Consider the following 11,983-nt stretch of genomic DNA (forward strand, 5'->3'; position numbering starts at 1 on the left):
GTGCTGTAACGCAGCATAGACGGCATTGGTTACTTCAGTTCCCCAATGCTGCTCCAAGGCGGTAAATGATATTCCTAAGCTGGGAAGCTCTCACCTTTCCTTCCCTCTCTGAAAACCGTAACTATCATTCATGTCCTTTTCATCGCATGTATTCAATTCATAAAAAAACACACCCGTCCCACAGATAGGGACGAGTGTGTGATTAACCCGTGGTTCCACCCAAGTTCCCGACAAATACTATGTTGTCGGCTCGGTGCTGTAACGCAGCATAGACGGCATTGGTTACTTCAGTTCCCCAATGCTGCTCCAAGGCGGTAAATGATATTCCTAAGCTGGGAAGCTCTCACCTTTCCTTCCCTCTCTGAAAACCGTAACTATCATTCGTGTCCTTTTCAACGCATTTATGTAGTTCATATAAAAAAACACACCCATCCCTCTAAAAGGGACGAATGTGTTGATCATCCGTGGTTCCACCCAAATTCCCGATCAATTACACATGGTGATCGGCTTAAAGATGCTGTAACGCAGCATGACGGTATCAGATACTTGTTTTCCCCGATACGGCTCAAAGGCGGTAAGCTGCTTTCCCTGCGTTAGGAAGATCTCAGCTGTCCTTCCCTCTCTGGAAACCGTAAAAAGCATCTCGTGTCCTTATCAGTGCCTGTTGTTTCAATAATTTTTTATATCTTACTATATATTCCCACAAAGTGCAATCAGTGATTTACATTTTTTCTGACGCGGCAGTCCCGTTATGGGCAGCCAGAAACAGCCATACAAGCAATGCAGCGAGGCTGTATGCCGCTCCCATCATCAAAAACGTAAACCCGGCACCAGCATACCAAGTGGCGGACAGATGAATGATCACCCCGGTTATCGCTACGCCGACCAAGGCTCCGATTTGCCGGTTTGCATTTAACGCCGCACCGGCGATATTCGCATGTCTTTGCCCGGCAGCCTGCATGATCACAGTTGTCATGGCAGGAACTGTAATACCGGTACAGAGGTTCATAACAGACATCAACACCGCCAGCTGCCAATAAGGAAAATCCGGAGAAATCAGCACAAACAACAGCAATGCAATGATACAGCTGACCGCCATTGATACAAACATAAGCTGCCCGGCTTCAAACCGATTCGCCAGACGGGCAAACAGCAGATTGCCGATCACGAAGACGGCCATCATCGGCAGCAGCTCCACTCCAGCCATAAAGGAACTTGCCCCTCCTGCTTCCTGCAAAAAAAGGCTGAGCATAAACATGCCGCCAAAAAGGGCGAAATTCAGCAAAAACCCGATAAATTGGGCAGCTGAGAAGCGGCCGTTTTTGTATAAGGACGCCGGCAGGATGGGTGCTTTTGCAGAAATTTCCCGCAGCAAAAGCAGCACAAATGCCAAAATCGCTGCAGTAAATGCTACAAGAATCACTGGCGAGCGCCAGCCCGCTGAAGGCCCCTGTATCAAAGCATAGGAAAGAAACCCGAGAGCCATCATGCCAAGCAGATGCCCGGTGATGTTCACGCGGCTGCTTTTTCCCGGAACGCGGCTGAGGATTCGGTAAGCTGAAATGAGCGCAGCAGCCCCCAACGGCACATTGATCAGAAAAATACTCTGCCAGCCTGCCAACTCTACCAGCACGCCCCCGATAAAGGGCCCAAGGCCTGAAGCGGCGGAAACAAGCGCGGCCCACAGTCCAAACATTCTCGCCCGCGCCCGCTCATCAGGGTAAGAGGCAGCCAAAAGGCTGAGTGAGCTTGGCATAAACAAAGCTGCGCCAATTCCCTGTATAAGGCGTCCGGCAATCAGCATCTGTCCATTTATAGATGCAGCGCATAAACAGGAGGCCAGAACAAAAACGGCTAGACCCAAGATATAGATCGTCTTCGAGCCGAAACGGTCAGCCAAGGCTCCGCCCGCCAGCAGAAGCGACGCAAAAGTAAGAATGTACCCGTCCACAACCCACGTTACACCTGAAAGTGACATTGAAAGAGTGTTTTTCATATCAGCCATCGCCACATTCACAACGGTCACATCAAGAGTTGCCATGAGGAAACCAAGTGCGAGCACGATCAGCACGGATATGCCTGTTGATGATGTTGATTCTTGTATAGACCCGCTATTTTTCATTACAATTGCCCTTTCACTTGCTTGATTACCCAATCATCTATTTTTTCAAGATCATACAATTCCCCGACCCTGTCCATGACATGCTGCAAGGACTCTTCTTTCATGAGATTAGCCCATTTATCCTCGATTTCCGCCATGACTGTCTCCAGCACACATTGACTTTCACCCTCGAATACAGATTGCAGCAGGCCTTTCCCCTGATACATCGAACCTCTGCCTTCGACCGCTTGATAAACATCATAAAGCGTAATGTCAGCCAAAGGCTTCGTCAGGGTAAAACCGCCCTTCGTCCCTGGCAAGGATTCTGCCAAACCTGCTTGAACCAATGTTCTCATCAGCTTCTTCAAATAAGACGGAGACACGCGCAATCGCTGGCTTATTGCCTCTGACGTCAAAGAAGCCTGTACCGGCAGCCGTGACAGTAAAAGCAACACAGAAACCGCCTGCTCCATTCCTGATTTCATTTTCATCCTATTCACTCCTGATTCATTGTGGATAACTATTATCCATAATGAATCTCTTAGCAGCTTTTGTCAATAAAAAAAGCAAAAGAAACGGATCATTTCTTTTGCTTGGTATGGTTAACAAATCTGCTTCAGTTCCTCTATGTATTGAAGCGCTTCGTCATATTCTTCATTTGTATATTTTTGCTTGCTTTTGATGGTAAAGACTTTTTCTTTCTTTTCCTCATCCTCAAGCCCGTCAAAGTAAAGGATCGTGGAAACCAGCTCTAAAAACCGTGATGAACGGCTGTTTACACTGTCGATATAGCCTTTCATATCCGGCATGTCCAGATCAGCATGGTCTAAAAATGCGGAGCCTGTCTCAGTCAGCGAATACCGGTATTGAAAGTAGCCGCCCTTTTTTTCCTTCACCTCATGCAGAAATCCAAGGTTGCACAGCTCTTCAATCTGGAGCGTCAGTTCCTCTGAATATGGTCCGTAAAAGTGAAAATCATATTTCTCATAAAAAGGAAACTGCATTTTCTTGGCGATATAAATCATTTTCTGCAGCTTCTTTCGCCCGATGATTTCTCCAGAATCCGAGAACACCTTCATCAGTTTTGCATGTTCTTTCAACAAATTCCCGACATCTCCTTTTTCCTTCTTTCCAATTTCTATGTCAGTCCCAGCAGCTGCCGGATTTTCATTTTCGCTTCCGGATGTTTAGAGCCGTCACAAATCAAGTCCTTTGGATAGTACAGCTTGTGGTCCGTCCGCCGTTTACCGGAGATGGATTCCACAATAGCCGACTGCCTGGACAGCTCTTTAATTTGGCCGTTTTGCGTCAAGAGATGGATCGGCAGACGCTCCTCTTCCTCTCCCGGCCGGTAAAAATCGTATGGCAGATCTGAAGAAGAATCAACGACCAAATAATAGCTCGGATCGATCCCCGCCTCTTTGAACAATGACGTCAGCTCAAAATAAGCCGACATTTCTTCATTCGGATTGAATTCAACGTATTGGAACAGCTGGCGGTTAATGAATCTGCGGCACAAGTCGGATAAAATCGCGTCTTCTTCATCCTCCCAGGCCTGGAAGTAATACAAAATAATAGATTCATCCAGCTTTACATAATCCTCCAGTGTCAATTTCCCTTCAAAAATAGAATAGAAATGAACCGGAGCGTGAGTAAAGACATAGCCTTCATCGTGCAGCTGCTTCGCCCTGTGAAGAATCTTCGTTAAAATGACCTCTGCACTTCTGGTCACAGGATGGAAATAGACCTGCCAGTACATTTGGTAACGGCTCATGATATAGTCTTCGACAGCATGCATTCCGCTTTCTTTAATGACGATCTGATCCTCGCGCGGCCGCATCACACGAAGAATCCGCTCCATATCAAAATGGCCGTAGCTGACGCCCGTATAATAGGCGTCACGCTGCAGGTAATCCATCCGGTCTGCGTCAATTTGACTCGAAATGAGGCTGACCACTTGCTTGTTTTTATATGTTTTGGCAATGACTTCAGCAACATCCTGGGGGAAATCCGGGCTCACCTTTCTGAGTACCTGGTTAACCTCCGTGTCTCCCAAAATGATACCTCTTGTAAAATCTTCGTGGTCAAGGTGAAAGACCTTTTCAAATGAATGCGAGAACGGCCCGTGCCCGAGATCATGAAGCAGCGCCGCGGCCAAACAGAGTTCGCGCTCACTGTCATCCCATTCAGGGCGGCCTTTAAAGACGTCATCAACCATTCTCCTGACAATTTCATAGACACCGAGAGAATGGTTGAACCGGCTGTGCTCAGCCCCATGGAACGTCAAATAGGTCGTGCCGAGCTGCTTAATTCTGCGGAGACGCTGAAATTCACGGGTTCCGATTAAATCCCATATCAGCTTGTCCCGAACATGAACATAGCGGTGCACCGGATCTTTAAACACTTTTTCTTCTGATAATTTTCCATTTGGATACGCCATCGTCATTCCCTCTTTTTTTTAGCCGTGTTTCTATTATATCGACTCTATTCTTTGAAAACATCCTTGAATTTGCCCGGCGATTTGTTCCATCTTCATGAAAAACACATCTTGTGAAGCAAAAAAGCCTGACCTGAGGGCCGAGGCTAAGAAAAAATATGTTTTTACTTTTTTATTTTCTTTTTTACTTTGTCAATCAGCTCATCCTCTGTCGGAGCTGACAGCGGGCGATTGTTCACAAAAGCAAATGATTTTTTCCGTCCGAGCCCGCAATAAGATTGGCATCCTACCTCAACCTTTGCGTCCGGGTCCACTTCTTTCAAACGCGGCAGCAATGTTTTGATATTAGTGGCTTGGCAATCATCACACACTCGAAATTCATTAGCCATGACGTACGCTTCCCTTCATTTCTATGTTCATCTATGTGAATAACCTAAAATCACGTTTCAAAAAAAATCACATCACTCTTCATTTTACAAGGATTCGACTGTTCCTGCAAGCCGCTCCATCCTTCGTATCTCCTATTCTTTCAGCCAATTTGTATAAATATTTTCCAACCTGGACATTCTAATACCATGAAAAGAAAAATGGGAGTTGAGATAAATGACAAAACAGCGACAAGACGCTTGGTCAGAGGAAAACGATCTGCTTTTAGCCGAAACAGTGCTTCGGCATGTGAGGGAGGGCAGCACTCAGCTGAACGCCTTTGAAGAAGTCGGCGATAAATTAAACCGGACATCCGCAGCCTGCGGATTCAGATGGAACGCAGTGGTCCGCCATCAATATGAAAAAGCGCTTCAGCTTGCGAAGAAACAACGAAAACAGCGGATGAGAGCGCTCGGAAACGGGCAGCCCGCGAAAAAAAGATTATTATATCAGCCTCCTGCCGTTGATCCTGAAATCATTCAAGAAACCGCTGCAGAAGAGCCGGTTAAAACGGAAACACCTTCTGTCGAAAATGAGCAACCTTTAATGTCTGGCGAACATATGCCTTTTGTTGATGAAAGCTTTAAGGAAGAGTTAGCTAGTCTATCACACTTATTGTCTCCTCAAACGCCTGCAGCTGCGCCTGAGATGACGATGAATGATGTGATCCGCTTCCTGCAGAATTACAAAGGCAATAACGAGCAATCATCAGCATTAAAAATGGAAAACGAGCGTTTAAAGAAAGAAAATCAGGAATTGCAAAACAAAACAGAGCAGCTAGAGGCAGAAGTTCAAAAGCTTGAAAAAGACCAAAAAACGATCCAAGAAGATTATGAAACCTTGGTGAAAATTATGAACAGAGCCAGAAAGCTAGTTTTATTTGAAGAAGATGAACATGCCTCTCCGTCCTTCAAAATGGACCGGAACGGCAATTTAGAAAAATTAGCGGAATGACATAGAAAAATCCCAAAACGGGCAGCTGTTTTGGGATTTTCGGCATGTGCAAAATCCCCTTTTCTATTGAGAAAAGAGAATTTCCTCATTTTGCAGCCGGATCAGCTATTCTTGTAAAATGAGGCCAAGCTTATGTGAATCTATTAAGACATGTGAGCTGCCTCGGCCGTTTTTTGTTTCCGAGGCGCAGCAGAAATGACCAAAAGCCCCAGCATCATAAGCGCAATGCCCAGCCACGAGGAAGGCGAAAGCATTTCCCCTATGAAAAACACGCCAAGCAATGAAGCCGTCAGCGGTTCAGCTAAAGACAGCGTGACCGCCGCCGAGGCCGGAACCCCGGTAAGCCCTTTCGCAAACAAAAAGTATGCGGCACATGTTGCAATTAACCCGATGTAAAGGCTTGTTCCCAGTCCTCTAGGGGTCAATATCCACGAGATATCTAACTGCCATAATAGCGGCGTCAGCAAGATGGCGCTGATCATGAATACAACGGCGGAGGTCGCTCGCGGAGGCTGGGTTTTCATCATCGCTTTACTGATGAGCGTATAGCCTGCAAAAGAAGCACCCGCTCCAAGCGCCATAAGAACACCAGCCACATCAATCCGAACATTGGAACTGTCGGAAAACAGAAGCCAGCAACCCGCTAAAGCCAGCACAGTCGCAATCCACCAGGAGTTTCGCGGGCGTTTCTTCAATACAGCCCATTCGAGGGTCCCGGCAATGATAGGCGCACTGCCGATGGCAATCACAGTTCCCACTGCAATTCCCGTTTCTTTAACCGCTGTGAAAAACAGCGGCTGGTAACACGCCATACAAACAGCGGCTAAAAATACGAGCGGCCATGACCAATTTTTCACGTGAAGCTCCCGGCTGACCCAAACCGCAAGCAGCATGGCGCTTCCTCCTATTAATAACCTGAACGCTCCAAATGCCAGCGGTGTGGCGCTTTCTGGAGCCAATGCCTGAACGGTTCCCGTGGTCCCCCAGAAAAAAGCCGCAATCAATACAAAAAGGCTGTAAATATTCCCTTTCATCTGCCTCTCCCCTTTAATATGGATGCTGATGTCATTTTATCGTTTTTCTTTTTGCCGTGGTTATCTGTATGTAAGAAGGATTTATCTGAAAATAAGATTATTGGGGTAAAATGCCGCTTGTCATAAAAAATGCATGCCGGCATATACAGCCGGCATGCGAAGAACGTTCACCCAAATACCTTTGCATTCCGCTCAGCCATCCGGACGAGATTTTTCTCAAATTCCATTTCCTCATCAATGGACAGTCCGGCAGAGTAAAGATGAGTGCTTAACGCTTTTAATTCCGTCAATAAAGCGAACATTAAGTCTTGTACGGAGATGTCTTTTTGCAGAAGCTCACTTAAGGACGCCATCGTTTCCGGACGTATTTCCGGATAGACGCCTTTTTTATCGTTTTGTTTGTCTTTCAGCGCCGCTTGATAGAATCGTCTGATCAAGTCGGCCCTTTCACTGCCGCTTTTATCCGCACAGAGATAAATTTGAACAGCGACTCCGCCGCGAACGCGTCTCTGAGAGATGCCGGCGAACTTTTTGCCATTTATACTGAGGTCATAGCTGCCGGGACAATAAGACCCTTCAATTTCATAGGCTTCGATCTTTGCGTTGTACGGTCTCAGCATTCGTCTCATCAGCTCGACCATCGCTTCATATCCTTTGTCTATATCGATGCCTTTCTTTTCGTCCTCGAATATGAGAGAGATATTTAAAACACCGTCATCCAATACGACGGCAAGACCGCCGGAATTGCGTACGATCACACGGTATCCTTCACTCTCCAGCAAGGAGATGCCATCCTGCAAAAACGGGAGGCGTGTATCCTGTATTCCAAGGACAATTGTATCGTGGTGCACCCATGAGCGCGCTGTCGCCGGCGACACGCCTTTTCCGACGGACATGCACAGCGTATCATCCATTGCGAAGGATTGCTTCGCATCAAATAAAGGGCCGAGACTGGATTGGTCAATGACTCTCCATTTCGGCTGCATCAGTAAATCAATCGGTTGGTTTGCCATCTATGTAAAACCCTTTCATGTTAGGCTTATTGAACGAAAACTATTATATCATTTCAGCAGGTGTGATTGATAATTGCTTTTCAGCATCGTAATAAAAATTTCTTTATTTTTTGTATTCTCCATGAGAGGAGAATAAATGTAAGACAGCTTGCGTTTTAACGAGAAATCTTTAATATGCAGAATTGAGATTTCGCGGTGGATCAAATCCTTATGCAGTACGCTTCTGGATAGAACCGAAAGTCCCATGCCGTTGATCACCGCTTCCTTTACACCTTGATTGCTGCTGATGGTGAACATTGATTTCGGCCGAAGTCCATTTGAACTGAGTACATGATCAAGATATTCTCTCGTCCCGGAGCCTTTCTCTCTTGTCACCCACGCTTCGTTCTGCAAATCGCTGATCGAAATCTCTTTCCGCCCGGCGAGCGGATGCTGATTTGGAGCGGCAATGCACATTTCATCCTCCATGAACGGTTCAATTTCCAGCTCATTCTCGTTTGTATGTCCTTCAATCAGCCCGATATCAGCCTGAAGCATCCGCACACGCTCGCTGACCTCCTCTGTATTGCCAATCATGACATCTAGATTCAGCTCTGGATACAGCTTTTGCAGCTGGGCCAATAGCGGCGGAAGAATATACTCACCGATTGTAAAGCTTGCAGCTATTTTCAATTCACCCTTCACATAGTGATGATGCGCATAGATTTCAGCCTTGGCTTGTTCGTAGAGAAACACCATTTGCTTTGCTCTTTGATATAAAATGTCTCCTGTCGGCGTTGTCGTAAAGTGTTTTGGCGACCTGTTCAGAAGAGCCGTTTGAAATTCTTTCTCAAGATTTTTGATATGCAGACTGACGCTGGGCTGGGAGATCATCAGCTTTTCCGCCGCTTTTGTGAAGTTTTTTTCTTCTACCACCGCTATAAACGTTTTCAGCACGTCGTAATACAAAAACCCCACCCCTGTCATTAATGAAATATATGGTTATGATTAGTTTTCTTTATTGTACTCATATCATCCGTCTTGGTAAAGAAGGGCTATACAGAAGCGCAAAAAAGGCAGCCCTCGGTCGAGAGCTGCCATTGTCTTCAATTTTATTACAGTGCTTGCGCCGCTGTAATTAATGCGAGATTGTAAACATCTTCAGCGTTACATCCTCTTGAAAGGTCGTTTACAGGCATATTTAAACCTTGCAGGATTGGTCCTACCGCTTCAAAGTTGCCCAAACGCTGAGCGATTTTATAGCCGATGTTTCCTGCTTCAAGACTTGGGAATACGAATACGTTAGCGTCCCCTTTGATCTCGGAATCCGGCGCTTTTTTCTCAGCTACAGATGGAACAAATGCAGCATCAAATTGGAATTCGCCGTCAAGTGTCAGTTCAGGCGCTTTTTCTTTCGCGATTTTCACTGCATCCGCTACTTTTTCTGTTTCATCAGATTTTGCTGAGCCTTTTGTAGAGAAGCTGAGCATTGCCACGCGAGGCTCAATGTCGAACATTTTTGCCGTATTGGCACTTTCGATCGCAATCTCGGCAAGATCTTGGCTGTCAGGTGCAATGTTGATCGCGCAATCTGCGAATACGTATTGCTCTTCTCCGCGAGCCATGATGAACACGCCTGAAGTCTTTTTCACGCCTTCTTTTGTTTTGATGATTTGAAGAGCCGGGCGGACAGTGTCAGCAGTTGAGTGAGCAGCTCCGCTTACAAGTCCGTCTGCAAGTCCTTTATACACCAGCATTGTACCGAAGTAGTTCTCGTCTAATAATGCTTTACGAGCCTGTTCTTCAGTCGCTTTGCCTTTGCGGCGTTCTACGAATGCTTGTACAAGGTCTTCCATGCCTTCATATGTATGAGGATCATAAATCTTAACGCCGCCCAGCGTAAGGTTCAATTCTTTTGCTTTTGCTTGGATCTCATTTTCATTGCCGATCACAATCGGATTCAGCACTTTGTTTCCTGCAAGCTTGCTGACCGCTTCTAAAATACGCTCGTCTAAGCCTTCAGGAAATACAATTTTAACGTCTTTTCCAGCTACTTTTTCTTGCACTGTTGAAAATAAATCTGCCACAATAAAACCTCCTCAAAAAGTTACAAAAACGCTTTCTTTTACTAGCATACTCTTCTTCCAATCAAATTCAAACAGCCAACTTTCATTATAGCGCTTTCATAAAAAAATCTTATTTTTCTAACTAATTTAAGTGACTCAATCTTCCCTTATAGGTTCTTCTATTTTGATGGAGTTATACGGAAGGGATGTTCAAGGTTTCTCCACAGTAGAATCGGATAAACTATGGTATAGTGAAGGCAATCATGAAAAGATAATGGGAGTGAAGATAAATGAGTGAACAGCAAATGACGAATGAAGCGGCAAAAACGCTTGACGGCTGGTATGCGCTTCATGATTTCCGCACAATGGATTGGGCTTCCTGGAAGCTTCTGTCCAGTGATGAGCGCCAATCTATCATACATGAATTCACCGGGTTGCTTGAAAAATGGGGCGTAGCCCAAAAAGAAGGAAAAGGATCGCAAACTCTTTACAGCATCGTCGGCCAAAAAGCTGATTTTATGCTGATGATCCTTCGTCCTACAATGGAAGAATTAAATCAAATTGAGCTTGAATTCAACAAATCAAGACTTGCTGAGTTCACCATTCCGGCATACTCCTACGTATCAGTGGTAGAGCTGAGCAACTACTTGGCAAGCGGTGACGGCGATCCTTATGAAAATCCGCATGTGCGCGCTCGCCTTTACCCTGAACTGCCGGAATCTAAATATGTATGCTTCTATCCAATGGATAAAAGAAGATCTGGCAACGACAACTGGTATATGCTTTCAATGGAAGAACGCAGAAACTTGATGAGAAGCCACGGTTTAATCGGCCGCAGCTATGCGGGCAAAGTCAAACAGATCATCACCGGCTCTGTCGGCTTTGACGATTACGAGTGGGGCGTTACATTATTTAGCGATGATGTCCTTCAATTCAAGAAGCTAGTGTACGAAATGCGTTTTGACGAAGTCAGCGCTCGCTATGGCGAATTTGGTTCATTCTTTGTCGGCAATCACCTTTCGCTTGATACACTTCCTCAATTCTTATATGTATAATATCCCCTCCCGCCCTATCCGGCGGGAGTTTTTCAATTCTCCTTTATCAGAATTTAAATAAAATTTGCTATTTTCTTCGTTTTTTCTTACGATGTAGATAATAATCCAATTTTTTCAAAGGGGTGCAGTGATTTGTCAAAACGAACCGCATTTGTTATGGGAGCCAGTCAAGGGATCGGGAAAGCAATCGCTCTGAAATTAGCAGACCAGCACTTTTCCCTCGTCATTAATTCGCGAAGTTTGGATAATATTGAATCTGTCAAAGAAGACATTTTGGCCAAGCATCCTGATGCGACCGTCATTGCCCTTGCGGGGGATATGTCTGACCGGCATACGAGAGCGGGCATTTTTCAGAAAATCGAATCTCAATGCGGACGGCTTGATGTTCTGATTAATAATATCCCGGGCGGCGCGCCTGACACATTTGATAACTGCAATATAGACGATATGACGGCCACGTTCACTCAAAAGACCGTTGCCTATATTGACGCTATCAAGCGTGCTTCCTCACTGATGAAACAAAACGAGTTTGGCAGAATCATCAACATTGTCGGAAATCTGTGGAAAGAACCCGGCGCCAACATGTTCACAAACAGTATGATGAATGCCGCTTTAATTAACGCCAGTAAAAATATTTCCATCCAGCTTGCTCCTCACAACATTACTGTCAACTGTCTGAATCCTGGTTTTATCGCTACAGACCGTTATCATCAATTTGTGGAAAATGTGATGAAAAAGAACAGCATATCCAAACAGAAAGCAGAGGAACAGATTGCTTCCGGGATTCCGATGAAACGGGTCGGATCAGCCGAAGAAACCGCAGCGCTCGCCGCGTTTCTTGCCTCTGAGGAAGCCTCCTACATCACGGGACAGCAAATTTCCGCTGATGGCGGCAGCATGAAAAGCATATAAAAACAT

12 protein-coding genes and 3 other annotated features (1 of these 15 only partly in view) are annotated in these 11,983 nt (G+C 45.6%); of the genes, 3 read left to right on the forward strand and 9 right to left on the reverse strand.

Annotated elements, in window-relative coordinates; all coding sequences use genetic code 11:
- Positions 1-152, reverse strand: a binding site (T-box leader) (it extends 70 nt beyond the left edge of the window).
- Between the two features lie 31 nt (positions 153-183).
- Positions 184-405 (reverse strand) — a binding site (T-box leader).
- Between the two features lie 33 nt (positions 406-438).
- Positions 439-667, reverse strand: a binding site (T-box leader).
- A 54-nt stretch (positions 668-721) separates the two neighbouring features.
- The 5 genes from MHB62_RS19490 to MHB62_RS19510 form a co-directional block, all read right to left on the reverse strand.
- Positions 722-2,122, reverse strand: a complete 1,401-nt coding sequence (locus tag MHB62_RS19490; protein ID WP_003227528.1) for an MFS transporter — start codon at positions 2,120-2,122, stop codon at positions 722-724.
- Complete coding sequence (locus MHB62_RS19495) at positions 2,122-2,592, reverse strand: Rrf2 family transcriptional regulator (protein ID WP_003227526.1); 471 nt, start codon at positions 2,590-2,592, stop codon at positions 2,122-2,124. The genes MHB62_RS19490 and MHB62_RS19495 overlap by 1 nt, the downstream gene beginning before the upstream one ends.
- Positions 2,593-2,703: 111 nt before the next feature.
- Positions 2,704-3,204 (reverse strand): YwgA family protein, encoded by a 501-nt coding sequence (locus MHB62_RS19500; protein ID WP_003227524.1) that lies wholly within the window; start codon positions 3,202-3,204, stop codon positions 2,704-2,706.
- A 35-nt stretch (positions 3,205-3,239) separates the two neighbouring features.
- On the reverse strand, positions 3,240-4,541 hold the full coding sequence (locus MHB62_RS19505; RefSeq protein WP_014665786.1) for an HD domain-containing protein: 1,302 nt from the start codon (positions 4,539-4,541) through the stop codon (positions 3,240-3,242).
- A 161-nt stretch (positions 4,542-4,702) separates the two neighbouring features.
- Positions 4,703-4,927, reverse strand: coding sequence for a DUF1450 domain-containing protein (locus tag MHB62_RS19510; RefSeq protein WP_404978341.1), 225 nt, complete (start codon positions 4,925-4,927; stop codon positions 4,703-4,705).
- Positions 4,928-5,141: 214 nt separating this feature from the next.
- Here MHB62_RS19510 and rsfA point away from each other — a divergent pair, with 214 nt between their 5' ends.
- Complete coding sequence (rsfA, locus tag MHB62_RS19515; RefSeq protein ID WP_029726231.1) at positions 5,142-5,918, forward strand: prespore-specific transcription regulator RsfA; 777 nt, start codon at positions 5,142-5,144, stop codon at positions 5,916-5,918.
- A 143-nt stretch (positions 5,919-6,061) separates the two neighbouring features.
- Here rsfA and MHB62_RS19520 read toward each other — a convergent pair whose 3' ends face one another.
- The 4 genes from MHB62_RS19520 to pta form a co-directional block, all read right to left on the reverse strand.
- Positions 6,062-6,952: a carboxylate/amino acid/amine transporter gene (locus tag MHB62_RS19520; RefSeq protein WP_029726230.1), complete on the reverse strand. Its 891-nt coding sequence runs from the start codon at positions 6,950-6,952 to the stop codon at positions 6,062-6,064.
- Between the two features lie 167 nt (positions 6,953-7,119).
- A complete protein-coding gene (ywfL, locus tag MHB62_RS19525; protein WP_003227511.1) occupies positions 7,120-7,965 on the reverse strand; it encodes an octanoyl-[GcvH]:protein N-octanoyltransferase in 846 nt (281 codons plus the stop codon).
- A 48-nt stretch (positions 7,966-8,013) separates the two neighbouring features.
- On the reverse strand, positions 8,014-8,913 hold the full coding sequence (cysL, locus tag MHB62_RS19530; RefSeq protein ID WP_029726229.1) for a cysJI operon transcriptional regulator CysL: 900 nt from the start codon (positions 8,911-8,913) through the stop codon (positions 8,014-8,016).
- A 146-nt stretch (positions 8,914-9,059) separates the two neighbouring features.
- Complete coding sequence (pta, locus tag MHB62_RS19535; RefSeq protein WP_003243393.1) at positions 9,060-10,031, reverse strand: phosphate acetyltransferase; 972 nt, start codon at positions 10,029-10,031, stop codon at positions 9,060-9,062.
- A 269-nt stretch (positions 10,032-10,300) separates the two neighbouring features.
- Here pta and hemQ point away from each other — a divergent pair, with 269 nt between their 5' ends.
- Positions 10,301-11,065 carry a hydrogen peroxide-dependent heme synthase gene (gene hemQ, locus MHB62_RS19540; protein ID WP_003242896.1) on the forward strand — a complete coding sequence of 255 codons (765 nt, stop codon included), beginning with the start codon at positions 10,301-10,303 and terminating at the stop codon, positions 11,063-11,065.
- Between the two features lie 132 nt (positions 11,066-11,197).
- On the forward strand, positions 11,198-11,977 hold the full coding sequence (gene bacG, locus MHB62_RS19545) for an NADPH-dependent reductase BacG (RefSeq protein WP_003227505.1): 780 nt from the start codon (positions 11,198-11,200) through the stop codon (positions 11,975-11,977).
- Positions 11,978-11,983: the final 6 nt, after the last annotated feature.

This window comes from Bacillus sp. FSL K6-0255, from assembly GCF_045040725.1.
In the GTDB taxonomy this organism is placed as follows: Bacteria; Bacillota; Bacilli; order Bacillales; family Bacillaceae; genus Bacillus; species Bacillus subtilis.

Excerpts from the sequence above, each read along its gene's own strand:
- MHB62_RS19490 (WP_003227528.1), bottom strand. The coding sequence starts at position 2,122 with ATGAAAAATAGCGGGTCTATACAAGAATCAACATCATCAACAGGCATA.
- MHB62_RS19495 (WP_003227526.1), bottom strand. The coding sequence starts at position 2,592 with ATGAAAATGAAATCAGGAATGGAGCAGGCGGTTTCTGTGTTGCTTTTA.
- MHB62_RS19505 (WP_014665786.1), bottom strand. The coding sequence starts at position 4,541 with ATGGCGTATCCAAATGGAAAATTATCAGAAGAAAAAGTGTTTAAAGAT.
- MHB62_RS19510 (WP_404978341.1), bottom strand. The coding sequence starts at position 4,927 with ATGGCTAATGAATTTCGAGTGTGTGATGATTGCCAAGCCACTAATATC.
- rsfA (WP_029726231.1), top strand. The coding sequence starts at position 5,142 with ATGACAAAACAGCGACAAGACGCTTGGTCAGAGGAAAACGATCTGCTT.
- MHB62_RS19520 (WP_029726230.1), bottom strand. The coding sequence starts at position 6,952 with ATGAAAGGGAATATTTACAGCCTTTTTGTATTGATTGCGGCTTTTTTC.
- ywfL (WP_003227511.1), bottom strand. The coding sequence starts at position 7,965 with ATGGCAAACCAACCGATTGATTTACTGATGCAGCCGAAATGGAGAGTC.
- hemQ (WP_003242896.1), top strand. The coding sequence starts at position 10,301 with ATGAGTGAACAGCAAATGACGAATGAAGCGGCAAAAACGCTTGACGGC.